The sequence below is a fragment of the Amycolatopsis sp. cmx-4-54 genome, assembly GCF_046548895.1.
GTDB lineage: Bacteria > Actinomycetota > Actinomycetes > Mycobacteriales > Pseudonocardiaceae > Amycolatopsis.
Genome location: NZ_JAEBEJ010000014.1, coordinates 186105 through 209514, shown reverse-complemented (window position 1 = coordinate 209514; position 23410 = coordinate 186105). Strand labels below are relative to the sequence as shown.

25 protein-coding genes and 1 pseudogene are annotated in these 23410 nt (G+C 69.4%); 10 read left to right on the top strand and 16 right to left on the bottom strand.

The annotated features are described in order from the left end of the window. Window positions 1–65: 65 nt before the first annotated feature. Window positions 66–254: a hypothetical protein gene (locus ACLJQ7_RS36200; protein WP_410652665.1), complete on the bottom strand. Its 189-nt coding sequence runs from the start codon at window positions 252–254 to the stop codon at window positions 66–68. A 66-nt stretch (window positions 255–320) separates the two neighbouring features. Then, entirely contained in the window at window positions 321–935 is a 615-nt protein-coding gene (locus tag ACLJQ7_RS36195; RefSeq protein WP_410652664.1) for an HSP18 transcriptional regulator, read from the bottom strand. 105 nt (window positions 936–1040) lie between these two features. Here ACLJQ7_RS36195 and ACLJQ7_RS36190 point away from each other — a divergent pair, with 105 nt between their 5' ends. From ACLJQ7_RS36190 to ACLJQ7_RS36180, 3 genes are all read left to right on the top strand, one after another. Next, the gene (locus ACLJQ7_RS36190) at window positions 1041–1481 is read left to right on the top strand and encodes an Hsp20/alpha crystallin family protein (RefSeq protein ID WP_410652663.1); all 441 of its coding nucleotides are present in this window, start codon (window positions 1041–1043) and stop codon (window positions 1479–1481) included. A 77-nt stretch (window positions 1482–1558) separates the two neighbouring features. After that, window positions 1559–1939 (top strand): DUF6292 family protein, encoded by a 381-nt coding sequence (locus ACLJQ7_RS36185; RefSeq protein ID WP_410652662.1) that lies wholly within the window; start codon window positions 1559–1561, stop codon window positions 1937–1939. Window positions 1940–1992: 53 nt separating this feature from the next. Beyond that, entirely contained in the window at window positions 1993–2730 is a 738-nt protein-coding gene (locus tag ACLJQ7_RS36180; protein WP_410652661.1) for a decarboxylase, read from the top strand. Here the strand turns inward: ACLJQ7_RS36180 and ACLJQ7_RS36175 are convergent. Then, window positions 2720–3544: a SigB/SigF/SigG family RNA polymerase sigma factor gene (locus ACLJQ7_RS36175; RefSeq protein ID WP_410652691.1), complete on the bottom strand. Its 825-nt coding sequence runs from the start codon at window positions 3542–3544 to the stop codon at window positions 2720–2722. The two genes, ACLJQ7_RS36180 and ACLJQ7_RS36175, sit on opposite strands and share 11 nt — an antisense overlap. Before the next feature lie 190 nt (window positions 3545–3734). Between ACLJQ7_RS36175 and ACLJQ7_RS36170 the strand changes: the two genes are divergently transcribed. Further along, window positions 3735–4067, top strand: coding sequence for a plasmid stabilization protein (locus ACLJQ7_RS36170; protein WP_125673425.1), 333 nt, complete (start codon window positions 3735–3737; stop codon window positions 4065–4067). A 10-nt stretch (window positions 4068–4077) separates the two neighbouring features. Further along, window positions 4078–5521 (top strand): annotated as a pseudogene (locus ACLJQ7_RS36165) (aminotransferase class I/II-fold pyridoxal phosphate-dependent enzyme). Here the strand turns inward: ACLJQ7_RS36165 and ACLJQ7_RS36160 are convergent. Continuing rightward, the gene (locus ACLJQ7_RS36160) at window positions 5518–5859 is read right to left on the bottom strand and encodes an STAS domain-containing protein (RefSeq protein WP_410652660.1); all 342 of its coding nucleotides are present in this window, start codon (window positions 5857–5859) and stop codon (window positions 5518–5520) included. The pseudogene ACLJQ7_RS36165 and the gene ACLJQ7_RS36160 sit on opposite strands and share 4 nt — an antisense overlap. 166 nt (window positions 5860–6025) lie before the next feature. On the opposite strand from ACLJQ7_RS36160, the gene ACLJQ7_RS36155 reads away from it, so the two are divergent. Then, window positions 6026–6403 carry a VOC family protein gene (locus tag ACLJQ7_RS36155; protein WP_410652659.1) on the top strand — a complete coding sequence of 126 codons (378 nt, stop codon included), beginning with the start codon at window positions 6026–6028 and terminating at the stop codon, window positions 6401–6403. Between the two features lie 86 nt (window positions 6404–6489). Next, window positions 6490–7272 (top strand): ANTAR domain-containing protein, encoded by a 783-nt coding sequence (locus ACLJQ7_RS36150; protein WP_410652658.1) that lies wholly within the window; start codon window positions 6490–6492, stop codon window positions 7270–7272. 216 nt (window positions 7273–7488) lie between these two features. Here the strand turns inward: ACLJQ7_RS36150 and katG are convergent, their stop codons facing one another. Both katG and ACLJQ7_RS36140 read right to left on the bottom strand, forming a co-directional pair. Further along, the gene (katG, locus tag ACLJQ7_RS36145; RefSeq protein ID WP_410652657.1) at window positions 7489–9753 is read right to left on the bottom strand and encodes a catalase/peroxidase HPI; all 2265 of its coding nucleotides are present in this window, start codon (window positions 9751–9753) and stop codon (window positions 7489–7491) included. Then, complete coding sequence (locus tag ACLJQ7_RS36140) at window positions 9750–10175, bottom strand: Fur family transcriptional regulator (RefSeq protein WP_410652656.1); 426 nt, start codon at window positions 10173–10175, stop codon at window positions 9750–9752. Before ACLJQ7_RS36140 ends, katG begins: the two co-directional genes overlap by 4 nt. A gap of 126 nt (window positions 10176–10301) precedes the next feature. On the opposite strand from ACLJQ7_RS36140, the gene ACLJQ7_RS36135 reads away from it, so the two are divergent. Continuing rightward, window positions 10302–11264: a hypothetical protein gene (locus ACLJQ7_RS36135; RefSeq protein ID WP_410652655.1), complete on the top strand. Its 963-nt coding sequence runs from the start codon at window positions 10302–10304 to the stop codon at window positions 11262–11264. On the opposite strand, the gene ACLJQ7_RS36130 is transcribed toward ACLJQ7_RS36135, so the two are convergent. Genes ACLJQ7_RS36130 through ACLJQ7_RS36115 form a run of 4 tightly spaced genes read right to left on the bottom strand, consistent with a single transcriptional unit; the run spans window position 11240 to window position 15994 of the window. Next, window positions 11240–12622 carry an MATE family efflux transporter gene (locus tag ACLJQ7_RS36130; protein WP_410652654.1) on the bottom strand — a complete coding sequence of 461 codons (1383 nt, stop codon included), beginning with the start codon at window positions 12620–12622 and terminating at the stop codon, window positions 11240–11242. The two genes, ACLJQ7_RS36135 and ACLJQ7_RS36130, sit on opposite strands and share 25 nt — an antisense overlap. Next, window positions 12619–13677 (bottom strand): PLP-dependent cysteine synthase family protein, encoded by a 1059-nt coding sequence (locus ACLJQ7_RS36125; RefSeq protein ID WP_410652653.1) that lies wholly within the window; start codon window positions 13675–13677, stop codon window positions 12619–12621. Before ACLJQ7_RS36125 ends, ACLJQ7_RS36130 begins: the two co-directional genes overlap by 4 nt. Further along, window positions 13674–15020 (bottom strand): Y4yA family PLP-dependent enzyme, encoded by a 1347-nt coding sequence (locus ACLJQ7_RS36120; RefSeq protein ID WP_410652652.1) that lies wholly within the window; start codon window positions 15018–15020, stop codon window positions 13674–13676. Before ACLJQ7_RS36120 ends, ACLJQ7_RS36125 begins: the two co-directional genes overlap by 4 nt. Further along, window positions 15011–15994, bottom strand: a complete 984-nt coding sequence (locus ACLJQ7_RS36115) for an ornithine cyclodeaminase (RefSeq protein WP_410652651.1) — start codon at window positions 15992–15994, stop codon at window positions 15011–15013. The genes ACLJQ7_RS36120 and ACLJQ7_RS36115 overlap by 10 nt, the downstream gene beginning before the upstream one ends. Window positions 15995–16094: 100 nt before the next feature. Between ACLJQ7_RS36115 and ACLJQ7_RS36110 the strand changes: the two genes are divergently transcribed. Together ACLJQ7_RS36110 and ACLJQ7_RS36105 are read left to right on the top strand one after the other, a co-directional pair. Then, a complete protein-coding gene (locus tag ACLJQ7_RS36110; protein WP_410652650.1) occupies window positions 16095–17387 on the top strand; it encodes an amidase family protein in 1293 nt (430 codons plus the stop codon). Between the two features lie 85 nt (window positions 17388–17472). Continuing rightward, a complete protein-coding gene (locus ACLJQ7_RS36105) occupies window positions 17473–18201 on the top strand; it encodes a DUF4188 domain-containing protein (protein ID WP_410652649.1) in 729 nt (242 codons plus the stop codon). A gap of 9 nt (window positions 18202–18210) precedes the next feature. On the opposite strand, the gene ACLJQ7_RS36100 is transcribed toward ACLJQ7_RS36105, so the two are convergent. The 6 genes from ACLJQ7_RS36100 to ACLJQ7_RS36075 all read right to left on the bottom strand — a co-directional run bounded on the left by ACLJQ7_RS36100 (window position 18211) and on the right by ACLJQ7_RS36075 (window position 23394). Next, the gene (locus tag ACLJQ7_RS36100) at window positions 18211–19245 is read right to left on the bottom strand and encodes an AraC family transcriptional regulator (protein ID WP_410652648.1); all 1035 of its coding nucleotides are present in this window, start codon (window positions 19243–19245) and stop codon (window positions 18211–18213) included. Beyond that, on the bottom strand, window positions 19245–19646 hold the full coding sequence (locus ACLJQ7_RS36095; RefSeq protein WP_410652647.1) for a hypothetical protein: 402 nt from the start codon (window positions 19644–19646) through the stop codon (window positions 19245–19247). The genes ACLJQ7_RS36100 and ACLJQ7_RS36095 overlap by 1 nt, the downstream gene beginning before the upstream one ends. Window positions 19647–19862: 216 nt before the next feature. Continuing rightward, the gene (locus tag ACLJQ7_RS36090) at window positions 19863–20309 is read right to left on the bottom strand and encodes an anthrone oxygenase family protein (protein WP_410652646.1); all 447 of its coding nucleotides are present in this window, start codon (window positions 20307–20309) and stop codon (window positions 19863–19865) included. Between the two features lie 99 nt (window positions 20310–20408). Then, window positions 20409–21080: an ABC transporter ATP-binding protein gene (locus ACLJQ7_RS36085; protein ID WP_410652645.1), complete on the bottom strand. Its 672-nt coding sequence runs from the start codon at window positions 21078–21080 to the stop codon at window positions 20409–20411. Window positions 21081–21082: 2 nt separating this feature from the next. Further along, on the bottom strand, window positions 21083–22411 hold the full coding sequence (locus tag ACLJQ7_RS36080) for a hypothetical protein (protein WP_410652644.1): 1329 nt from the start codon (window positions 22409–22411) through the stop codon (window positions 21083–21085). After that, window positions 22408–23394, bottom strand: coding sequence for a hypothetical protein (locus ACLJQ7_RS36075; protein ID WP_410652643.1), 987 nt, complete (start codon window positions 23392–23394; stop codon window positions 22408–22410). The genes ACLJQ7_RS36080 and ACLJQ7_RS36075 overlap by 4 nt, the downstream gene beginning before the upstream one ends. Window positions 23395–23410: the final 16 nt, after the last annotated feature.

The following is a 23410-nucleotide window of genomic DNA, read 5'->3' as shown; positions in this document are numbered from 1 at the left end:
ACACGCCACCCCCGCGACCGACACCAAGCCAGGCCAAACCAAGCCAGGCCAAGCCAGGCCAGGCTTCAGTTCACTCGCCCGTCGACGGCCGCCACGATGAGCGCCGCGCACCGCTTGACCGGCAGGCCTCGTTCCCGCGCCATCGCCTCGAGCGCCGCATGGGCGGCCTGCCCGTGCAAACCTTCCGCGGCCAGCACTTTCAGCGCCAGCTCGACGACGTCGGCGGCTGGCTGGGAATCGGGTCGGACCAGCATCGAAGACCTCCAGCTCGCTCGACGAACGGCACCGGGTACCCGCCCCGCGCCGAGTTCACACGCTCCTCACCGTGAAGAGTGACGATCCCGCCGGTCGTCGACGGCGTCCCGCCGGATCTGCTCGGTGTGCATGCCGATCTCGCCGAGCCGTTCGGCGAAGCCGGTGTGCTCGCGGGGCAGATGGGCGCGCAGGTCGGCCAGCGGCGCCAGGAGACCGGTGACGTCGTCCTCGCCGAGCACCGCGCTCAGCCTGTCGGCGCTTTCCCTGGCCTTGGCGTTCAACCCGCCCAGCGCGCCGGCCTGACCGGCCAGCTGCCGCAGGATCGCCGAATTGCGCCGCGCCCACTCGGCCACCGCGCGATCACCGGCGCGCCGGTCTCGTTCCGCGTCGACCCGCGCCTCTCCCGTGCTCTCCCCGCCCGAGGACGGCCTCAACCGCAGGAACCGCCGCTCCGCCGCCTGACGGCTCGCGACCCCCAGCGCGGGAGCGAGCGCCGTCCAGCTGGTGCCGCCCGCGCGAGCGGCCGCGATCAGCTCCGGTTCCCAAGCCGCCAGCTGCTCACGGACCGCCTTCAACTCGACCAGAGCAGCCAGGAGCCTCTCCGGTTCCGAGACACCGGAACGGGCCTCGGCCACGACGTCACGAACACTGCGCACGGTCAGGGCGGGGTCTTCGTCCATGTTCGTCATCCAATCGACGACTCAACGCTTGTCATCCTTCCGATGACATGTTAGAACAGTAGTGCGTGTTGACACCAGAGACAACGACCCAGGAGGTGGAACCCGATGTTGATGCGCACCGATCCGTTCCGCGATCTGGACAGGCTGACCCAGCAGATGTTCGGCGCAGCGAATGCGGGCACCTGGTCCAAGCCGGCCACCATGCCGATGGACGCGTATCGCGATGGCGACGCGTTCGTCGTCTGCTTCGATCTCCCCGGCGTCTCCGCCGACGCGATCGAGCTGGACGTCGAACGCAACGTACTGACCGTAAAGGCTGAGCGGCGGCCGTTCGCCGGAAAAGACGTCCAGATGCAGGTCTCCGAACGTCCGCTCGGGGTCTTCTCCCGCCAGCTGTTCCTCGGCGATGCCCTCGACACCGACAACATCGCCGCCGGCTACGAAGCGGGCGTGCTGACCCTGCGCGTCCCGATCGCCGAGAAGGCCAAACCGCGGCGGATCGAAATCACCGGTTCCACGTCGGACCGCAAGGAGATCCAGGCCTGAGTGTCCCGGGCCGGTGCGGGCTCCGGGCCCGCACCGGCCCGGGACAAGGGGAAGAAGGGAAGTCCTCGTTGCTCACCATGCCTGTCCGTCACCCGCACACCCGCGACGCCGTGTGGGGGTATCTCGCCGAAGTCACCGAGGCCCTCGGCGTCGGCCTCGAATCCTGCACCGTCGACCACGACAGCCCGGTTTCGGCGTACGTCGCGCTCGACGAGCGGCTCCCCACCCATCCGGAGCGCGACGTCGCCCTGCTGTGGGACGAGATCCACGGCTGGGCCGTGGCGATCGAAACCCACTCCGGCGAGGATCTCATCGTCCTCCGCTACCTGGGCGGGAAGACGGCCACCCCGAGCCCCGCCGAGGTCGCGCGATTCCTCAGGGCCGTCCGCGAGGACGACCACAGCGTCGGGCGGCTCACCCCACCGGTTTTCGGTGTCCTGCCCGTCGTGCACGAGTGACCGCGGCTCGCGTCGGGTACCTCCGAAGGGCTTCGACCCGGAAGGAGTGAGCCGTGCCCAGGATCGGCCTGCTGTACCCGACGCGAGACTGCGGTGAGGACGATTTCCTCGCCTTGGCGCGAAAACTGGATCCCGACCTCACCGTGAACTTCGCCTATGTCCCCTGGGACGAGCACATCGGCAGGGTCGAAGACCTCGACGCGGCCGGAAAGCACGAAGCCGTCCGCGAACTCGGCGCGCCGGGCAAGCTCGTGGCGGCGGCGCGGTTCGGCACGGCGCCGGACGTCGTCAGCTGGGCCTGTTCCAGTTGCAGCTTCACGCGCGGCCTCGACGGCGCGCTCGAGCAGTCCCGTGTGCTCGGCGAACGGCTCGGCGTTCCCGCGCGCAGCACTTCGTTGGCGTATCTCACCGCGCTCGCCCATTTGGGCGCCGGACGCGTGGCGCTCGCCTCGGTCTACCACCGCGACACGACCGCGACTTTCGCCGATTTCCTCGCCGAGGCCGGTGTCTCCACCGTCCATTCGGTCTCCGCCGACGCGCCTTCGGACCGGGCGCTCGCGGCCTGGGACGGCCGCCGCATCACCGAACTCGCCGCGGCGGCCGACCACGACGAAGCCGACGCGCTGCTGATCCCCGAAACGGCCTTGCATACGACGCCGTTGCTCGAAGAACTCGAAACCGGCCTCGGCAAACCCGTGCTGACGGCCACCGCGGTCACCCTCTGGGATTGCCTGCACGCGCTGGGCGCCCCGCCGGCCCGCCAAGGCCTCGGCGCGTTGTTCAGCCGTTGAGCGTGCCGCGCAGATCCTGCAGGATCTTCGTGAGCAGACGGGAAACGTGCATCTGGGAGATCCCGATGCGTTCGGCGATCTGGGACTGGGTCATCCCCTCGAAGAACCGCATCGTGACGATCGCCCGCTCCCGCTCCGGCAGTCGCTGGAGCAGCGGGACCACGGTGTGCCGGTCCTCGATGTGCTCGAAGCGGGAATCCAGCCCGCCCACCACGTCGGACAGCGGAAGCGAACCCTCGCCGTCGTTGACCGGCCGGTCGAGGGACGACGTCTGGTAGCTGTTCGCGGCGAGCAGGCCTTCGCGGACGGTGTCGACGTCCACGTCGAGATGCCCGGCGAGTTCGGTGGGGGTCGGCGCGCGGCCGAGGGTCTGGGCCAGTTCCGTGGTCGCCCGGGAAAGCCGGGTGCGCAGTTCCTGCATCCCGCGTGGGACGTGGACGGCCCAGCCGGTGTCACGGAAGAAACGCCGCACCTCGCCCATCACCGTCGGCACCGCGTACGCGAGGAAGTCCCCGCCCTGTCCCGGATCGAACCGGTCCACGGCCTTCATCAAACCGATCCGCGCCACCTGGATCAGGTCTTCCCGCGGCTGCCCCCGTCCGCTGAACCGAACGGCGATGTGCTCGGCGATCGGCAGCAGTTCGAGGATCAGGCGTTCCCGCAGGCGCCCTCGTCCCGGGTGACCGGCAGGCAAAGCGGCCATCTCGTCGAACCAGGGACGGCAATGGGAGTAATCGTCCCTGCGCCGCGTACGGCGGTCGCGAGGTGCCGGGACCGGCTCCTCCCGCAGGACGACTTGCTCGATGTCTTCCATGAGCGGCGCAGCGTTCACCAAAGTCACCTTCGTCCCTTGTGGACCGACATGAACCGGCTCCCCTCGTCCCCGCTGTGGTACCCGGCGACCGGGGGCGGTAAACATCGCCCCGGCACTGCCCTGGACGGGTGATCTTTCGCTTGGCCGCTGGGCCGATCGGGTATCCGCAGGTCGAACCGAAGGAGGAGCCGTGCCTGAACAGAGCTGGAGCGACAAACGCGAACGTCAGTACGAGCACATCAAGTCCTCTCAGAAGAAACGCGGCGCGAGTAGCGGCCGCGCCGAGGAGATCGCCGCCCGCACGGTGAACAAGAACCGCGCCCAGTCCGGTGAATCCAAGACCGCGAGCAAGAGTTCGACCAAGGACAAGTCGCCGCAGAAACGCGGCGGCGAACGGTCCGGCAACCGGAAGGGTCCCGGCGGGCCGACCAAGGACCAGCTCTACAACGAAGCGAAGAAGCGCAACATCAAGGGCCGGTCCAGCATGACCAAGAAGGAACTGCAGAATGCCCTCGGCCGCTGATCGGAGCAGGATGGACCACTCGCGCGCACCGGTACTGGAAGCCATCGATGCCTACCGCCGCGCGGGCGGGCTGGCCTTCACCCCTCCGGGGCACAAACAGGGGCCGCGGTGCGGACCCGCGCGTGCTGGAGCTGCTCGGCCGTGACGCGTTCGCGTCGGATCTGCTCACCCTCAACGGGCTGGACGACCGCCGGATGTCGCGCGGCATCCTCAATGAGGCGCAAAAGCTGATGGCAGACGCGGTGGACGCGGAGCACACCTTCTTCTCCACCTGCGGAAGCTCACTCTCGGTCAAGAGCGCCATGCTCGCCGTCGCCGGGCCGGGTGAACGTCTCCTGGTGTCCCGCAACGCCCACAAATCGGTCGGCGCCGGACTCGTGATCAGCGGGGTGCACCCCGTCTGGGTCCGCCCCCGGTACGACGAGGAGCACCATCTCGCGCATCCTCCCGGCCCGGAGGAGGCCGAGGCCGCGCTGGCGGACGCGCCCGACGTCAAAGGCATGTTGCTGATCACCCCGACCGACTACGGCACCTGCGCCGACATCCGCGGGGTCGCCCGCGCCTGCCATGCCGCGGACAAGTCACTGATCGTCGACGAGGCGTAGGGTGCCCACTTCCCGTTCCACGACGACCTGCCGACCTGGGCGATGGACGGCGAAGCCGACCTTTGCGTCACGAGCACGCACAAGATGGGCGGCGGGCTCGAACAGGCGTCGGTCTTCCACCTGCGAGGCGACCGGGTCTCCCCCGACGTGCTCAAAGCCAGGGAGGATCTTCTCGGCACCACGAGCACTTCCGCCCTGCTGTTCGCCTCCCTCGACGGCTGGCGCAGGCAGATGATCGAGCATGGCGAAGAACTGCTGGGTACCGCGCTGATGCTGGCCGGCCGCGTACGAGCGGAGATCGAAGACATCCCCGGGCTGCACGCCTTGGCGGCGGAATTCCACCCGCTCGCCTTCGAACACGACCCCCTCAAGATCGTGGTCGACGTCGCCGGCCTGGGCATCACCGGCTACCAGGCGGCCGATTGGCTCGCCGAACGCCATCTGCACACCGGACTGTCCGATCACCGGCGGATCGCGGCGCAGATCACCCACGCCGACGACGAGGAGACGGCGTCCGCCGTGGTGCGCGGCCTGCGCGGGCTGGTCGACCACGATTTCGAGCGGCGACCGGCGGTCGACCTGCCGTCCGCGGCCGAGCTGACCCTGGAGATGCGGATGTCGCCCCGCGACGCGTTCTTCGCCGACGCTGAGCACGTGCCGTTCGACAAGGCCGAAGGGCGCGTCAGCGCGGAGATGATCAGCCCCTACCCGCCGGGTGTCCCGGCGATCGCTCCCGGTGAAGTGTTCACCGACGCGATCATCGATTACCTCCACACCGGCGTCCGCTCCGGCATGTTCATCCACGACGCCGCCGATCCCGAGCTGGGCACGGTCCGCGTCGTCGCCTAGGCGGTCACCTTCAGCGTGGGCAGCAGCCCGGTGAGCTCGATGGCCCGCCGCAGCACCTTGGACGGCGTGAAACTCAGGTCGATCCCGGTCTCCTGGCAGTGCCGGTTCAGCTGCACAAGCACGGAAAGCCCCGAGGAATCGCAGAAGCCCACGCCGGTCATGTCGACCACCGCGGCGCCGGGAGCGTCGGCCAGCAGTCTGAGGAGCTCGGACCGGAGCCGGGGGCTGGTCGCGATGTCGATGTCACCGGCCACCTCGACGGTGATCGCTTGGTCCGAGCGGGCCGACTCGACCACGACGAGAGGAGCCGCCTGCCCGGCTTCGGAATCGATCGCCATCCATCGAAGGTAGAAGGGAGCGGTCAGGACCGCAACCGTCGCGAGAGGACAGTCCGCTCAGGACGACTTGGCGACTTCGCCCTTGTCCCTCTTCGAGGCACCCGTCGTACCTGCGGGTACCCCCTCGCGGCGGATCCATGCGCCGGATCCAGGCTATCCTCGCCGGATGGCCTGCCGTATCACCGAACTCATCCTCGACTGCGCCGATCCGGTCCGGATGGCGGCCTTCTGGTGCGAAGTGCTCGGCTACGTCGAAATCGGCAAGGACGGCGAAGACATCGAGATCGGGCCGCCCGGTGTCGGTTTCGGCGGACCTCAGCCCACGTTGATCCTGAGCCGCAGCGACGATCCAAAGCCGGGCAAGCTCCCGCTGCACATCGACGTGAACCCCACCGACCGCGATCAGGACGCGGAGCTTCAGCGGTTGCTCGCCGCCGGGGCGCGGCCCGCGGACGTCGGCCAAACGGGGGAAGAGTCGTGGCATGTGCTCGCCGACCCCGAGGGAAACGTGTTCTGCCTTCTCCGCGCCCGGGTCGACCCCTGAGGCACTGTCCACATCGGACTCTGGATTGGCGGGCGACGCCGCGGGGTATCCGGCGGAGAACACCGAACACGACTGGATGGTCAGCGATGGCGGACGAACGACGGTGGCAGCGCGACAAGGCCGGATTCGGCTCCGGCGAGAACCTGTCGGACGGCCCGCTGGCCGAGCAGTTCGTCGAACTCACGCGTCTGCTCCTGGCCGCCTCGACGCCCGCCCAGGTACTGGAACAGGTGATCGCCGCCGCGTACCGGGTCGTCCCCGGCGCGGACCTGGTGTCGGTCACTCTGCGTGCCCCGGACGGGAGCTTCCACACCCCCGTCTCGACCGGCGAGGTGGGGGTGGAACTCGACGAGGTGCAGTACCGCGCGGGCACGGGGCCGTGCGTCGACACCGCCGACGGCGAAAGCCCCGGTTACACCCGCAGTGAGGACCTGAGGGCGGAGACGAGGTGGCCGGACTTTTCCCGGGCCGCCGTGCGGCACGGTTTCACCTCGATCCTGTCCACCGTGCTCGTGCCCGACGCCGCTCCACCGAGGCTGCCCGGCGCGCTGAACATCTACAGCCGTCGCCCCGGGGCGTTCGATCCGCAGGCACGGGACACCGCGTTGCTGCTGGCGACCCACGGCTCACTCGCGCTGGCGACCACCAGCGCGGTGAGCCGGGCGGAGCTGGAGGCGAACCATCTCCGGCGGGCGGTCGAATCGCGCGACGTCATCGGGCAGGCGAAAGGGATCCTCATGCAACGACGCGGCCTGACCGCCGACGAGGCCTTCGACCTGCTGCGCCGCACTTCCCAGGACCTCAACGTCAAACTCGCCGAACTCGCCCGCACCCTGGCCACCCGGCACACGGAGCTCGACGTCCCCTAAAGCGCGTGAAGGCCTCCGGTGGCGATGTTGCGAAAGCCACTTTCGCAACGTTGAAGGTTGCGAAAGTGGCTTTCGCAACATCGCGGACGTGAGCGAATGGCGCACTGCTGAGCCGCCTGCGCGCGCGGCGCGAGCGGACCGCCCACGCTCGACGTCCCGTGAAGGCCCCCTTCCCTCGGCTGAGCCGAGGGAAGGGGGCCTTCACGCGCGACGGCGTCAGGCGAGGTCGAACCGGTCCAGTTCCATGACCTTGGCCCAGGCCTTGGCGAAGTCGGCGGCGAACCGCTCGCGCGCGCTCTGGCCCGCGTAGACCTCGGACAGCGCCCTCAGCTGGGAGTTCGAGCCGAAGACGAGGTCGACCGCGGTGGCCGTCCACTTCACCGCGTCCGTGGTGACGTCGCGGATCTCGTACACGTTCTCCTCGGACTCCGACACCTTCCACCGGGTGCCCGGCGAGAGCAGGTTGGTGAAGAAGTCGTTGGTGAGCACGCCCGGCCGGTCGGTGAGGACGCCGTGCCGGGTGCCGCCGGTGTTGATCCCGAGCGAACGCAGGCCGCCGACGAGGACGGTCATCTCCGGGGCGGTCAGGTCGAGCATGTACGCGCGCTCGACGAGCAGGACCTCCGGCTGCAGCTTCTCCTCGGGACGCAGGTAGTTGCGGAACCCGTCGGCGCGCGGTTCGAGCAGCGCGAACGACTCGGCGTCGGTGTCCTCCTGCGTGGCGTCGGTACGGCCGGGGTGGAACGCCACGCTCACCTCGGTGCCGGCGTCGCGCGCGGCCTTCTCGACGGCGGCGGTGCCCGCCAGCACGATCAGGTCGGCCAGCGAGATCTTGGCGCCACCGGCGTCGTTGAACTCGCGCTGGATGCCTTCCAGCGTCTCCAGGACGGTCCTGAGCTGCTCCGGCTGGTTGACCTCCCAGTCACGCTGGGGTGCCAGGCGGATCCGGGCGCCGTTCGCGCCACCGCGTTTGTCGGTGGACCGGAAGCTCGCCGCGGACGCCCACGCCGTGCCGACCAGCTGGCCGACCGTGAGCCCGGACTCGAGCACCTTCGCCTTGAGGGCGGCGATGTCGGCGTCCCCCACCAGCTCGTGGTCGACCTCCGGCACCGGGTCCTGCCACAGCTGCGGCTCGGGGATCCACGGCCCCAGGAAGCGGCTGACCGGGCCCATGTCGCGGTGCAGCAGCTTGTACCAGGCCTTGGCGAAGGCGAGGGCGAACTCGTCCGGGTTCTCCAGGAAGCGGCGCGAGATCTTCTCGTACGCCGGGTCGACGCGCAGCGCCAGGTCCGTCGTGAGCATCGTCGGCTTGTGCTTCTTGGCCGGGTCGTGCGCGTCCGGGATGATCGCCTCGGCGTCCTTCGCGACGTACTGCTTCGCGCCGCCGGGGCTCGTGGTGAGCTCCCACTCGTTGCCGAAGAGGATCTCGAAGAACCGGTTGCTCCACTGCGTCGGCTTGTCGGTCCACGTCACTTCGAGACCGCTGGTGATCGTGTCGGCGCCCTTGCCGCTGCCGTGGGTGCTCAGCCAGCCGAGGCCCTGGGTCTCGATCGGGGCGGCTTCGGGCTCCGGGCCCACGTGGTCGTCCGCGATACCCGCGCCGTGGGTCTTGCCGAAGGTGTGCCCACCGGCGATGAGCGCGACGGTCTCCTCGTCGTTCATCGCCATCCTGGCGAAGGTCTCCCGGATGAAATGCGCCGCCGCGGCCGGGTCCGCGCTGCCGCGGGGGCCCTCGGGGTTGACGTAGATGAGACCCATCTCGGTCGCGCCGACGTCGGGCACCATCTCGGAGTCACCGGCGTAACGCTCGTCACCCAGCCAGGTGTCTTCCGGACCCCAGAAGATCTCCTCGGGCTCCCAGGTGTCCACCCGGCCGAAGCCGAAGCCGAAGGTTTTGAACCCCATCGATTCCAGCGCGACGTTCCCGGCGAGCACGAGCAGGTCGGCCCAGGAGATCCGCTGGCCGTACTTCTCCTTGACCGGCCACAGCAGCCGCCGCGCCTTGTCGAGGTTGGCGTTGTCGGGCCAGCTGTTGAGCGGGGCGAACCGCTGCGCGCCGTCGCCGGCCCCGCCGCGGCCGTCGTGGATGCGGTAGGTGCCCGCGGCGTGCCAGCTCATCCGGATCATCAGGCCGCCGTAGTGGCCGAAGTCGGCGGGCCACCAGTCCTGCGAGGTGGTGAGCACCTCGGTGATGTCCCGTTTGAGGGCTTCGACGTCGAGCTTGGCGAATTCTTTGGCGTAGCTGAAGTCCTCGCCGAGCGGGTTGGCCTTCGACGAGTGGACGTGCAGCACCGAGAGGTCGAGCTGGTTGGGCCACCAGTCCTTGTTGGTGCGCGGGCGGCCGCCCGTCTTCGGCGTCGGCGAGTCGATCGCCGGGTTCTCGCTCTCGCTTCCGTGCGAGGTCACGGAGTCGTGGGCCACGGGGCAGCCCTTCTCCGGGGTGTCACTCAATTTCTTTCCTTCCGGGGGAGGCGAATTCATCGCTGGACGGGTTCGGCCGCGCAATCGGGGCAGACGCCCCAGTAGACGACCTCCGCCTCGTCGATCACGAAACCGTGATCGCCCGAGGCGGCGAGACAAGGGGCATGGCCGACGGCGCAGTCGACGTCCGCGATCGCACCGCAGGAACGGCACACGACATGGTGGTGGTTGTCACCCACCCGCGTCTCGTAGCGGGCGAGGGCGCCGGCGGGCTGGATGCGCCGGATCAGACCGGTTTCGGTGAGCGCCCGCAACACGTCGTAGACCGCCTGGTGGGAGACCGTGGGCAGGTCGGCCCGCACCAGCGCTATCACCGTTTCGGTGTCGACGTGCGGATGATCGCGCAGCGCGGCGAGCACGGCCAGCCTGGGCCGGGTCACACGCAGCGAAACCGCTCGTAGCTGTGCCTCGAAGTCGGACATCACCAATGACCATAAGAGCGTCTCTGGAATCAGTCAAATCAAGGCCCTCGCGGAGTGACGGCCGGTTTCGGAGGGGACGACTCCGGGTAGCCGGTGACCGGGCCATGACTTGCGTGAGGTGAGTTCATGACAACGACCGGAAAAGGCGAACCGCGGGGGCGCATCGGCACCACCGACGTCGAATGTCTCGAAAACGCCGTCGGCGTCCTGCGTGCCTTGGACTACCGGCAGGGCGGCGCTTTTTCCCACGACGCGGTGCACGTCGTGAAATCGGTCAGCCTGCTGCTCAATTGGGGTTCGGTGCCCGGCCCGCTCCGGTCGCGGCTGCTGACCGTGCTCGCCGATCTGCACAATCTGCTCGGCTGGACGGAATTCGACATCGGCAGGCGGATCCCGGCGCGGTTCCGGTTCGACCGCGCGCTCGGTCTCGCCGCCGAAGCGGGAAACGACAATCTCGTCGCCAATATCCGGTACCGCCTCGGCAGGCTGGCGCTGCACCACGACGACGTCGAGGACGGGCTGCGTCAGCTCCGCCACGGCCAGGCCGCCGCCGAGCGGTCCGGCTCCCGGCGGGCGAGGGCGATCCTGACCGTCAACGAGGCGTGGGCGCTGGCCAAGACCGGTGACGAACGCGCCACCCTCGCGTGCCTCTCGCAAGCCGAGTGCCAGTTCGAGAGCGCGGACACCTGGGCGCCCGCGCGTCCCTGGGAAGCCTTCTTCGGCACGACGGACATGGCCGCGATGCGAGGGACCGTCCTGACCGAACTGGCCAGGACGGCCACCTCCCGGCACAGTGACGAGGCGATCGCGCGGCTACGCGACGCCGTCGGCGGCTACGGCACGGAAATGTCCCGCAGCCTGGCGCTCACCCTGATCATGCTCGCGCAGAACCACGCGCTCCAGGGCGATTTCGACGAAGCCGTCCGCACCGGCTCCGAAGCCCTGGACCTGGCACGTGGTCTCGGTTCCACCCGCACCAAGGACCGGCTGGCGCCGCTGGCGGCGCTCCTGCGCGGACACGCGACCGACCCCGCCGCCCGCGACCTGCTCCACCGGATCGACCGTTACCGTGCCGAACCGGGACCGTGAGCGGCGAACCGCCGTCCGAGCAGGACCGCGGTCGCCGCGAAGCCGAGGCAAAGACCGGTCCAGACACCCCAGCCGCCCCAGCCGAACACGTAGGCGCACAAGAACATCGACGGCACGCCCACCCCCCAGTACCCGACGAGGGTGCAGCGAAGCCCGGAAACGGTGTCGCCGAGCCCGCGCAGCAGACCGACGAGGATGTTCTGCGTCCCCTTGCTGTACTGCTGCGCGATGGCGAACGCCAGCAGGACCGACGCCGTGCCGAGCACCACCGTGTCGGCCTCGTCGTGCAGGAACGGCCACAACAGCACCTCCGGCACCACCAGGTACGCCAGGCTCACCACCGCCATCAGCGACCAGGAAAGGGTGAACGCCTGGCGGGCGATCACCGGCGCCCGCCCGCGATCGCCGTGGGCGACCGCGCGACTGACCAAAATGGACGATCCCTGCGACAGGCCGATGTTGGCCTGGTAGACGATGTACGCGAGCTGGTTCGCGACGTTCGACGCGGCGAGCATCGCCGGGCCGAAGGCGCCCATCAGCATGGTCGCGATCGAGGTGATCGCCGCTTCGGACCCGTAGGTGAAACAGATCGGGGTCCCGTGCCGGGCGATCCGCCGGACCACCACCGGATCCGCGCGCCAGAGCGCGAGCGACACCATGGGGCGCAGCAAGGGATCCCGCCGGACGGCCGAGGCGAACACGGCGAGCGTGAAGAACTGGACCAGCGTCGTCGCCAGGCCGATCCCGGCGACGCCCAGTGCGGGCAGCCCCGCCCAGCCGTAGATGAACGCCGCGTTGAGGGCGGCGTTGACCGCGATCGACACCAGCGTCACGGCGAGCAAGGAGCCCGGCCGCCGCAGCCCGACGGCGAACTGGCGTATCACGTTCAGCCACACCATGGGGAACAGCCCGCCCGCCAGCGCGAACATCATCGCCCTGGCGAGGGCCACGATCTCCGGTTTCTGCCCGAGCAACGGCAAGGCGGCCGCCAGTCCACAAAGGACGGCCGCACCGGCCGCCGCGGTCAGGGTCGCGCCGAGCAGCGCGGACCGCAGGAGCGACCGGATCTCGTCGCGCGCCCGCTCGTCGAGTTCGCCGGTGCCGGTGCGGAGTTCCCCCGCCCCCGCCGCCGTGGCCACGAGATTCCCGACGCCGGTGACCATGCCGACGCACATGGTGCGGATCTGGTTGTAGAGCAGGATCGCCAGCCCGCCCGCCGCCACCGCGGTCACGCCGAGCAGCCCGAGCATGGCCAGGTCGACGCTGGTGAGCGCCACCTGCGCCAGCTGGATTCCCGCGATCGGCGCGGCCAGCGCGACGAGCGCGCGGTATCCGCGGGTCGCCACCGCCGTGCTCATACGCCCACCGCCACCGGTGCCGGACGAGCCGTCCGGTCGCGGGCGGCCGCTCGCACGGACGCGGCGTAGGTGGCGAACCAGCGCTCCATCCGGCGGTGGGCCAGTTCGTCGAGCACTCCCCTGGCACGCAGCCATTCGTCGTCGTAGACCGAGTCGAGGTACTTCTCCCCCGCGTCGTTGCACAGCACCACGACGACGCTTCCGGCCGGATACGCGTAGAGCCGCCGGAGCGCGACGTGGATCGCGCCTCCGGTGGTCCCGCCGACCAGGACGCCCGTGCGCCGGGCGACGACGCGAGCCCCGGCGAAAGCGTCGCTGTCGGACACTCGATGGGCTTCGTCGATCACCGACCGGTCGACGTTGGCCCCGACCGGGAAACCGGCCGGGCTGCCCGCCCCGGTCTGGTGGTAGATCCCCGGCGCGCCACCGAAGATGATCGAGCCGACGGGTTCGACCGCGACCGCGCGGGTGCCCGCTCCCGCCGCGCGCAGGGAGCGCACCGTCCCGCACAGGGAGCCGCCGGTGCCGATCGCCGCGACGAGCACGTCGACGTCACCGAGCTGCCCGAGCAGTTCCCGCGCCAGCCCGGAGTAGCCGTTGCCGTTGCCGGGATGGTTGTGCTGATCGGGATGGTAGGCACCGGTTTCCGCGGCGATCCTGGCCGCGACCCGCCGCCGCTGGACCGAACCGACCCCGCCGGCCGGCGGAGCGTCGACGAACACCAGTTCCGCGCCGAGCGCGCGCAGCATCCGGAGCTTCTCACGGGCGGCGTGGTGGTCGACCACGGCCGTGAACCGGTAGCCGCGTTCGAGCGCCACCAGCGCGAGCCCGTTGCCGGTGTTGCCGGAGGTGGGTTCGACGATATGCCCGCCCGGCCGCAGCCGTCCTTCGAGTTCCGCCTCGTCGATCATCTGCCTGGCCATGCGCACCTTGCACGAGCCGGTCGGATTGAGCTGGTCGAGTTTGAGCAGCAGGCGCGTCCCGGTGCCGGTGCGCGCGAGCTCCAGCAGCGGCGTGTTCCCGATCAGCTCGGACACGCGCCGGACGATCGTCATCGGATCTCCTGGATCGGGTGGTCGGTGTCGATGTGCCAGCGGTCGCCGTCGACCACCACCTTCGGGGGCAAGGGAAGCTGGTGGAAACCGCTCTCGTTCTTGTCCATCTGGTAGCCGGCCGTGTTGGGGTACACGAGCAGATCGCCGGTTCTCGGCCGCGCGGGCAGCTCCACCGCGCGCCAGGTCAGGACGTCGTACTCCATGCAGCTCGAACCGGCGACGACCGTGCGCACCGGCGTACCGTCCGCGGCCTCCCGGCGTACGAGGACCGGGTCGGGCAGAAACTCGCTGCCCTTCCACTGTTCGGACAGGCTCATGGACAGGCCTGCGACCGTGGTGATCAGGTGGTCCTCGGCCGGTTTGCAGCCCAGCACCGGGAACACCGAGAACCCGGCGCCGTCGACGAGGGCCCGGCCCGGTTCGAGCAGCAGCTCGATCCCGGCCGCGCGCAGGCGTTCCGCGAGCGTTTTCCCGGCGATCTCGTACCGCAGGATCGCGGTCACCATGGCCGCCCCGGCCGGCGCCTGGTGGTACGGATAGGTCTTCGACGGGTTGCGGCGGGCGTGGAACCAGCCGTCGTGCCTGCCGGACTCGAACCGCGCCCAGTCAGCCGCGTCCACATAGGACACGGCGATCCCGCCGCCGATACTGATCTTCGACGCGGGCTGCCCGAGCGCGCGGGCGTCCCGGCACAGATCGATCAGGTACGCGGCCAGTTCCGCCCTCGGCACGGGATCGTAGCCGTCGAGATGGAACGAAAATCCACCGAGGACAACCGATTCGGCACACTGCCGCACGGCCGCTTTCAAGGCGTCGGGAGCGAAGCCGAACCGGCTCTCGGGCGCGGACGGCGGCCTCACCCGCAGCAGCACCTGGGCCGTCTCCCCGAGTTCGGCGGCCATACGCGCGACGCGTTCCAGTTCGTCGGCCGCGTCCACCGCGATGAGACAGCGGTGCCGCAGGGCGAGCCAGAGCAGGCCGTCCGGTTTGGCGGCGCCGGTGATCCCGATCGCCTCCCCGCGCAGGCCGTTGCCGAGGGCGTGCACCAGTTCGGGCACGCTCGCGACGTCGACGCCCGTGCCGGGCCGGGTGCATTCCCGCAGCCACGCCGCCGCCTTGTTGGCCTTCTTCCCGTAGTAGACGGTGCCCTCGACGCGCTCGGCCGCGAGCGCGGAGACCATTCCCCCGAGGTTCTCGGCGAAAGTTGCCGGATGGACCACGTGGAACGGCCCACCGCCGACGGCGCGGGCGATCTCCCACAGGGTCTCCGAGTCACGCAAGCGCGGCGCCCAAGGGCGTTCGAGCGCGGGCAGGGGCGGGGAAAGGGTGTCGATCAGGTCCACAGGGCCACCTCGCGGCCGCGGCCCGCCGCGATGGCGCGGGCGGCCAGCGCGTGCGCCACCGGGATGTCGGTGATGATCATGCCGCTGCTGAAGGCGAACACCCGGTCTTCGTCTCCGCGACGGCCGGGCGCGCGACCGGCGAGGATCTCCGGCAGTTCGGCGTCGATCCGGAACACCCCGTCCGGCCCCGCCATCCGCTGTCCGGTCACTTCGACCTGCAGGCCGCTGGTGGCCACGGTGTAGTCGGCCTCGGCGAGCGTGCCCTCCTGGACTCCCTTGCTGGCGACCGAGATCAGCAGCCCGCCCGGCGGCAGCCAGCCGAGCCGGATCTTCGGGTGGGCCGCGCGGCCCGACGCCGCGACCACGATGTCGGACTCGCGCGCCGCGGCCTCCACGTCGTCGACGAGTTCGACCTCGCGGTCCGGGAACCGCTCCTTCACCGCGGCGACGCTGTCGCGCAGGCCGTCGGGATGTGTGCCGAACAACCGAAGCCGCTCGAGTTCCGGCAGCGCGGTGAGCAGGTACGGCAGCGTCCGGATCCCCTGTGCGCCGGTGCCGACCATGAGCGCTGATCGCGCGCCCGGCCGGGCGCAGGAACGCGCGATCAGCGCGGTGCTGGCGGGTGTGCGGGTGGCGCCGACGCGGTGACAGTCCATGAGCGCGAACGGCATGCCCGTGGTGTCGTCGTACAGCGTGATCGTCGTGTAGTACTTCTCGGCCGAGGTGCTGCCCTGGCGGTAGCTCGTCTTGAACGCGGCCTGTTCGAGCGAGCCGTCGTAGCCGAGCATCGAGTACGCGACGGCGTCCCGCGCGGGATCCGGCATCGGCACCATCAGCTTCGCCGGATTCCGCGAGGCTCCGGACGCGTAGGCCAGATAACCGTCTTCGACCATGGTGATCGCCTCGTCCGGGGTGAGTTCGAGGTTGCGCAGATCCGAGCGCGTGAGAATGTGCAGCGAGGGACCGGAGCTCATGAACGATCGACCTTTCTCGTGGGAAGGTGGCGCGCCGCAGCCTAATGAAAACGATTGTCTTTTTCATTGACTGTGTTACTTGTCACGCTAAGCTGGCGCCGTGAGTGGACCTTGGAGCGCTTCGGAAAGCCGCTCGCGCACGGAAGAAGTCCGGCATCTCAACGCGATCAGCCATCTCGCGGCGGACGACGGCGCGCCGGGGACGAGCGGACCGCTCAGCGGTATGCCGTTGGTGGTCAAGGACAACATCCACGTCGCGGGCATGCCGAACACCGCGGGCACGCCGGCTCTCGCGCACCACGTTCCGCGTGAGCACGCGGAGGTGGTGCGGCGCCTGGTCGACGCGGGCGCCGTGGTCATCGGCAAGGCGGCCATGCACGAACTAGCGTTCGGCATCACCTGCGACACGACCCCGCTGGGTCCGGTGCGCAACGCCCGCGACCCGTCCCGGTTCGCCGGGGGCAGCAGCGGCGGGACCGCGGTCGCCGTCGCGGCGGGCATCGTTCCGGCGGGCCTGGCGACCGACACCGGCGGCTCGGTGCGTGTTCCCGCCGCGCTCAACGGGGTTTGCGGATTCCGGCCGACCTCGGGCCGCTACCCGTCCGGCGGTATGACGCCGTTGAGCACCACCCGGGACACGGCCGGGCCGATCGCCCGCACGGTCGCCGATCTCGCCCTTCTCGACGCGGTGCTCGCGGGCGAACAGCCGGAACCTTTGATCGAGAGCTCAGCGATCCGGCTGGGTGTACCGCACGGCTTCCTGACCGGCGACCTTGCCGAGGAGGTCGAAGAACTGTGGGACGCCGCGCTCGCCCGGTTGCGTTCGGCAGGCGTCGATCTCGTGCCGGTCGACGACACATCCCTCGCCGAACTCGTCGCCGACCAGGGAATGCCGCTGGTGATCCACGAAGCGGGCGTCGCCCTCCGGGCCTACCTCGCCGAATACGTGCCCGAGGTCTCGTTCGAGCGGCTCGTCGCCGGGGTCGCCGCGGCCGACGTCCGGGCGATCTTCGCCGAGGCGATCGTGCCGGGCGTCGAGCCTGCCGTCTACGAGGCGGCCCTCGCCACCCGCGCGGCCTTGCGCGGCGCCTACGCGAAGATCTTCGCGGACAGCGGGATCGACGCGCTGGCCTTCCCCACCACACCCGCGACGGCCCGGGATTTCTCGGCCGTCGAGAAGTTCGTCCACCGCGGGCGCGCGGTCCCGACCTTCTCGACCTTCATCCGCAACTGCCAGCCCGGCAGCATCGCGGGTTTCCCGGGCTTGACCGTCCCGATGGGGCGCGACCGCGACGGCCTGCCCGCCGGGCTGGCCCTCGACGGCGCCATCGGCGACGACCGGAACCTGCTGGCGGCCGGGACTTTCGTCGAACGGGTGCTGGCCGGCGGGTAGGCCGATGGCTAGGTGACGACGTTGCGAAAGTGGCTTTCGCAACACGGGCCGCTGATGTGCGAGGCGCCGGCGGGACCGAAAGCCGTTGGGCGAGCCGGAGTCGAAGCAACGCCGGGTCGGGCTGAAGTCGTACTCGACGATCGAAGGCTGGTCGTGCATCGACTCGGTCACGTCGACCGCCGGCTGGTCGTGCATCCGCGCCTTGAGCGTGTCCGGTTCGCCCCCCTTGGTGGCCGTCGATGCCCTCCACCCGAAGCCCTCCCGGACGGTGAACTGGTCACCGGAAGGCAGCGACGGCGCGGCAAAGGAGGAAACCGTGAAGATCAACCCAGGCAGGGTCACGCATCAGTACGACGGGGAGCTGGTGGTGTTCCACATCGGCATGACGTTCAACCGGTGGTGGCGGCCCGATCTCTACCTACCGGTCTTCTTCGCCATGCCGGCGATGATGCGCGAACTCGCCGAGGACCCGGACTCGGGACTGCTCGGCTACGAGTTCCTGTTCAACCGCAGAGGGCCGTTCGCCGTGCAGTACTGGTCCTCGGTCGAGAAGCTCTACGCCTACGCGTCCACCGGGTCGCTGAGTCACCGACCGGCATGGACCAGGTTCAACGCGATGGCCAGGAAGCACCCCGAGGCGGTGGGAGTCTGGCACGAGACCTTCGTCGTCGAGCGCGCGGAGAGCATGTTCGTCGGGACACCGGCCATGGGGCTGCCCAAAGCGACGAAGACCGTACCCGTCGGGAAGCACCACCACCGCGCCCGTACGCGTCTGGCGGACGGCGCCACCGGACCGCCGACCCGGGTGGCCTGACCAACGGAGTCAGGTCTCGGCGGCCGGAGACCCGTCGCCCGAGGTGCGGGCGGCCAGGGGCGTCCGGCCGGTCCACCGCCGGTAGGCACGGCGGAACTCGCGTCCGTCGCTGAAGCCGACTTCGGCGGCCACAGCCGAGATCGCCAGGGTGGAGTTCCTGAGCAACGCGGTCGCGTGCCGCTCGCGGACGCGGTCGCGGATGGCGGCGAACCGCTCCCCCGCCTCGGCGAGCTGCCGTCGCAACGTGCGTTCGCTGATGTGCATCTGCGCGGCGATCTCGGCCATGGTGAACGGGCGGTGGAGGTGTGCGTTCAGCAGCGCCTCCACCGCGGCCACGACCCCCGGCCTGGTCCGCTCCGGCGCGATCAGGTTCCCGCACACCGCGAGCGCTGTCCGCAGCGTCGGTTCGTGATGGGTGGGGATCGGCGCCCGCAGGACGCCGGAACCGATCACGAGGCGATCGGCGTCGGCGGCGAAGTGCACCGGGCAACGGAAGAACCGCTGGTATCGGGCGGCGTAGGCCGGCGGACGGTAGGTGAGGAACACCCGGGTCGGCGCCCAGGTCTCGCCGAGGACGGAGCGCAGGAACGCGATGGTGCTGGCGAACGCCTCCTCGGCGAGGAACGGGAGCAAGGCGGGATCCGGCCAGCGTTCCCGGAGATACAGTTCGATCTCGGGCCCGTCCAGCCCCTCCGCGGTGAAGTCGGCGAGGCTGCCGGAAGCCCGGTGCATTTCGTCGAGCACCCCCAACGCGTCTCCGACGGTCGCGGACGATCTCATCGCCACGCCGACGAAGCCGAAGGACAGCAACGCGTCGCGGGCTCCGACCTCGATGCCGAGGGGCCGGTCCGGCATCGCCGCGACTGCTCTGCGGAGCACCGTCCTGGCTTGGTCCAACGACACGCGGACATCGACGTCGTCGAGGAGCCCGGTCCCGAGCCCGGTCCCCGAGAACCAGGCCGCGACCGGCAGCCCGGCTTGGCGGCCGATCGCCACGACCGCGCTCAGCAGCGTCGGCGGGATGGCCGCGTCAGCGGAAGTCATCAGGGAGCCCGCGGACTCGGCAGTGGCCGCACGAAGCCCGCGATCCGCGCGGTGACCACAGCGGTGCCGTCGTCGATCATGTCCCGCATCCCCGCCAATACTCGTTCGTCGGGCGAGCCGTGCACCTGGAAGTCCACCACCGTGCAGTGCGCCGACACGGCGTTGATGTGGTTCTCCGAGATCCGCCAGTGTTCGAGGACCGCGTCCGAATCGGCGTACAGCTGATAGCTGTAGGCCAGCATGCGATCGGCGTCGACGAACGTCTGCACCATGATCTGCGGCGCGTTGCGCTCGACGAAGCCGATGGCCTCCCGGACGGCGGCGGTGAACTCCTCCAGGTGACCGTCGGTGATCCGCATGGTGTTCCGGAACAGGAGTGTTTCGTCTGCTTCGAGTGTCATGGCCTCATGGTCGGATCTCGATCGGACTGGAGGTCAACGCGGCGACCCCGTGCGCCCTGTCACAGAGCCCCGGCGCCGCTACGGCCAGGCGGTCCAACTCTTCACGATCGAGAAACTAACAAACGACGGCGCGTCAGGGGCGGCAAACGGCTCCCCGGATCGGCTTGGGCGGGCTCGTGTGGATGACCCGGCCGTCGGCCGCCTGCACCTCGAAGCTCAGCTGAGCGCGGTCACCAGCAGGGCGAAGGCGGCGATGATGACCGCGACCCGGGCGTAGTGGAAACGGTCCCAGCGGTTCATCTGCTCCTTCCAGTCGGCGGGCCGGTTCTCGGTGGTCCAGGTCTTGCCGCGGTTGTTGATCGGGACGAGCAGCAGAAGCGACATGACCACGCTGACGATCAGCAGCGCACCGGCGGCGACGACGAGCCCGGCCGCGGGGTCCTGCCATCCGGCGACGGCCCAGATCGCGACGAGCACGAGCGAACCGATGTACCAGAACGGCATGACGGCGCCGAGCATCCGGCCCCCGTGGGCACGGCCGCGCACCATGCTGTCCTCGGGGAGGGCGTTGAGGATCGGGTTGACGATGAAGGCGACGGCGAACTCCACCCCCACCATCACGCCGACGACCACGGTCGTGACGATCTCGAGTGCGGTGAACATGACTGGCCCTCCAGGGATCTAGCGTTGCTAGGTTGCCCGGCGAGGCTAACACTAGCACCGCTAGGTTGTCTAGCATTGCTAGAACCCGGCGGCCCCCATTCACGCGGGCAGGCGGGTGAGGTGCCCGGAAAGGTCGACCACCCGGGAACAGCGGTCGGCCACGGCGTCATCGTGCGTCGCGACGACGATGGTCTTGCCGGACTCGTTGAGTTTCCCCAGTAGGCCGAGAACGACATCGCGGTTCTTCGCGTCGAGGGAACCTGTCGGCTCGTCGGCCAGGACGATGTCACACGGCTTCAGCAACAGCCGGGCCACGGCGACGCGCTGCTGCTCGCCACCGGACAGCGAGAAGATCTTCCGGTCTTCCGCTCCCGGCAGGCCCACCCGCGCGAGCGCATCGGCGATACGTTCCCGTTTCGGGGTTCCGCGGGTTCCGCGCTCCGCATAGGTGAGTGCGACACGAAGGTTGTGTGCCACCGACTCGTTGTCGATGAGGGCGAAGTTCTGGAACAGGTATCCCAGCCGGTACCGGCGCTGGAGATTCGCCGCCCTGGTCCTCGGCCCCGGCGCCTTTTCACCGAGGATGCGGACCTCGCCGTCATCCGGAGCGTCCAGCAGTCCGATGAGGTTGAGGACGGTGGACTTCCCTGTTCCGCTCGCGCCGGCGAGGCCGACGAATTCCCCCTTCTCGATCCGGAGATCGAGATCGTCCAAGACCCGGCGGTCGCCGTGGCTTTTCCGGACGCCCTGGAGTTCACAAGCCAATTCCACGGTCAAAGCTCCTTCAATCGCCTGCTCGTGTTCCGGCGTTCCACGGTGAGTACGGTCGCGACGACGAGCAGAGCCTCGACCACCAAGGTCACGGCGGCCACGGCCGCCAGTGCTGATGCCTGGCTGAACGAGCTCACTTGCTCGCCGGGCACCGAATAACTGTTCGTCGCCAGTACGACGAGGGCGAGACCGGCGAGGAGGATTTGCCCGAGCCAGGTCCCGCCCAAGGTCAGAAGCAGTTCCCGGTAGGTTCGAGCGAAACCGACGCCGTGGAGTCTGCGCACGGCCAGCCTTCCGCGCAGCCGGTCGGAGCCGACGATCGCGATCATCGCGATCAGCGCCAGCATGACGACCAAGGCCACGACCCCGAACACCGTGAGCTGGGACATGCCACCGCGAATGTCGTTGGCCTGCGTGGTCAGCGCTTCGTGCACGCTCACGAGGTGCTGGAGATTGTCGGCGAGCTTGAGTTCCTTCAACTTCGGGGCGAGCCCGGTCAGCACGACCGCGGGGTCTTCGTCGACGCGGACCTTCAACCCGGTGTTCAGCCCGCCGGTGATCGAGTTGAGCCGGTCCACCGTCAGGCTGTTCGACGGCGTCATGATCTGGACGATGGGATCCGTGATCAGGTTCCCGTCCCCGGGGTTGACCCGGGGATCGAAGCTGAACACCTTTTGCCCGGAGGCCGTCCAGACGATCCGGACCTGCTGGCCGGCGAACCATTCCGGCGGCCGTTCCCCGGTGATCCGCTCTTCCGCCTGAACCGCGCCGGTGATCCCCGCCGCCCCGGTGCGCGTTTCCTGCAACAGTTGCCTGATCTCGGCTTCGCGCGCCTTGAACCGCTCGGGCACGGCGACCACCCAGGCCCGTTCGCCGTCGTCGATGTCGACGACTTTCCGGGAGTCGTCCAGGATCGGGTACTGCTTGAGGTAGTTGGTGTTCACCTGGATCGGCGGCACCGGCCAGCGTGCCGTCGGGTCCGGAGGCGCGGTGGGCTCGTAGTTCGCGGCGTCGATGAAGATCGCTCCCGCACGGTCGAGTACGGGATAGAGGTCACGCGCCTCCGCGACCGACGAGGCGTTGCCCCCGGTTTCGAACTCCTGCTGGTCGTCCCCGATGAGCCGGGGGTAGAAGATGCCGTAATCCTGGACCTTCTCCCACGGCGCGATCTGTTCCCGCTGATTCTCCAGATCGGCGAATTGCTGCCACATCAAGACGGTCAGGACGGCCACCACCGCCCCGCACACGGCCTTCACGACCGAGAGCGCCGTGATGGCCGCGCCGGAGGACGAACGACTCCGTGGAGTGGTGTGCCGCGTTCGATCGTTCACTGCAGGCTTCCTTTGACGAGGTCCGAGACTTGCACACGACGGATGACGATCAGCCCGATTCCCAGCGTCGCGGCGATTCCGGCCACCGTCACCGGGAGCACCGTGCCGGCGAGGGAACGCAGGAACACCGGGTCGACGCCCGGAACGGCGAGGACGATGACCGAGCAGGCGGCCAGCGCGACGAGGACCGACGCGGCCTGCACTCGTCCCACGACTTCGTACCAAATACGCGTCGCGGGATGGCCGAGCAACCGCAGCACGCCGATTCGCCTCCCCTCACGCAGGAGGACGAAGAGAATGATCAAGGTCGCCGCGACGGCGAGGAGGGCCGTCAGGATTTCCAGGCTCGCCCGGTCTTCGGCCGGTGATCGGCTCGGATCCGGCACCAGGTCCGCGGTCGTCAGGCCGTCGACCCCCGCCTCGGTCAGCCGCTGGTGGACGATGGCGAGGAAGCGGTCCGTGGCCGCGCGGTCAGGGGCCTCCACCACGTACCGGCCGGCGGCCGGCAAGGCGTCGAAGGCCCGGGGCAGTGGTGCGAACGTGAGGTCGTACCGGTCGCCGAGAACCGACGGCACCCCCACGTTGCCCGCTTGCCCGGCGCGCGCCGAGGAAACGGTCACCGGCCCGCCGCGTGATTCGGCCGCGGTCAGCCAGCGCCCCTCGCTCAACGTGAATTCGTCGGTCAGTGCCGTCCGGTCCTGGCCGAGGAGAACGTAATGCGTGACGCGCTTCCGGTCCGAGGAGGAGGTGTTCACGGCGGTGCGCAGAACGGCGGAGTGGGTCGCCGTGGCCGCCTCGGTGAGAACGCGCAGCGCCACGGCGGGATCGTCGGCCCTTGGGCTCTCCGGCCAGACGAACGCAGCCCCGATGCGATACGCCGCGGTTTCGCCTTCCGATTCCCGCTCGAGGACCTTGTCCAGGAGAATCACCACCGGAATGGCGAGCATGACTCCCGCGAAGAGGAGGCACAAAGTCAGTCTCATCTGCGATCACTCTCGT

Coding starts and splice junctions, on each gene's coding strand:
- ACLJQ7_RS36095 (WP_410652647.1), bottom strand. CDS start 19,646: ATGACACTCGAAGCAGACGAAACACTCCTGTTCCGGAACACCATGCGG.
- ACLJQ7_RS36075 (WP_410652643.1), bottom strand. CDS start 23,394: ATGAGACTGACTTTGTGCCTCCTCTTCGCGGGAGTCATGCTCGCCATT.
- ACLJQ7_RS36150 (WP_410652658.1), top strand. CDS start 6,490: ATGGCGGACGAACGACGGTGGCAGCGCGACAAGGCCGGATTCGGCTCC.
- ACLJQ7_RS36155 (WP_410652659.1), top strand. CDS start 6,026: ATGGCCTGCCGTATCACCGAACTCATCCTCGACTGCGCCGATCCGGTC.
- ACLJQ7_RS36175 (WP_410652691.1), bottom strand. CDS start 3,544: ATGGAAGACATCGAGCAAGTCGTCCTGCGGGAGGAGCCGGTCCCGGCA.
- ACLJQ7_RS36190 (WP_410652663.1), top strand. CDS start 1,041: ATGTTGATGCGCACCGATCCGTTCCGCGATCTGGACAGGCTGACCCAG.
- ACLJQ7_RS36135 (WP_410652655.1), top strand. CDS start 10,302: ATGACAACGACCGGAAAAGGCGAACCGCGGGGGCGCATCGGCACCACC.
- ACLJQ7_RS36200 (WP_410652665.1), bottom strand. CDS start 254: ATGCTGGTCCGACCCGATTCCCAGCCAGCCGCCGACGTCGTCGAGCTG.
- ACLJQ7_RS36140 (WP_410652656.1), bottom strand. CDS start 10,175: ATGTCCGACTTCGAGGCACAGCTACGAGCGGTTTCGCTGCGTGTGACC.
- ACLJQ7_RS36115 (WP_410652651.1), bottom strand. CDS start 15,994: ATGAGCTCCGGTCCCTCGCTGCACATTCTCACGCGCTCGGATCTGCGC.
- ACLJQ7_RS36125 (WP_410652653.1), bottom strand. CDS start 13,677: ATGACGATCGTCCGGCGCGTGTCCGAGCTGATCGGGAACACGCCGCTG.
- ACLJQ7_RS36185 (WP_410652662.1), top strand. CDS start 1,559: ATGCCTGTCCGTCACCCGCACACCCGCGACGCCGTGTGGGGGTATCTC.
- ACLJQ7_RS36100 (WP_410652648.1), bottom strand. CDS start 19,245: ATGACTTCCGCTGACGCGGCCATCCCGCCGACGCTGCTGAGCGCGGTC.
- ACLJQ7_RS36130 (WP_410652654.1), bottom strand. CDS start 12,622: ATGAGCACGGCGGTGGCGACCCGCGGATACCGCGCGCTCGTCGCGCTG.
- ACLJQ7_RS36090 (WP_410652646.1), bottom strand. CDS start 20,309: ATGTTCACCGCACTCGAGATCGTCACGACCGTGGTCGTCGGCGTGATG.
- ACLJQ7_RS36160 (WP_410652660.1), bottom strand. CDS start 5,859: ATGGCGATCGATTCCGAAGCCGGGCAGGCGGCTCCTCTCGTCGTGGTC.
- ACLJQ7_RS36195 (WP_410652664.1), bottom strand. CDS start 935: ATGGACGAAGACCCCGCCCTGACCGTGCGCAGTGTTCGTGACGTCGTG.
- katG (WP_410652657.1), bottom strand. CDS start 9,753: ATGAATTCGCCTCCCCCGGAAGGAAAGAAATTGAGTGACACCCCGGAG.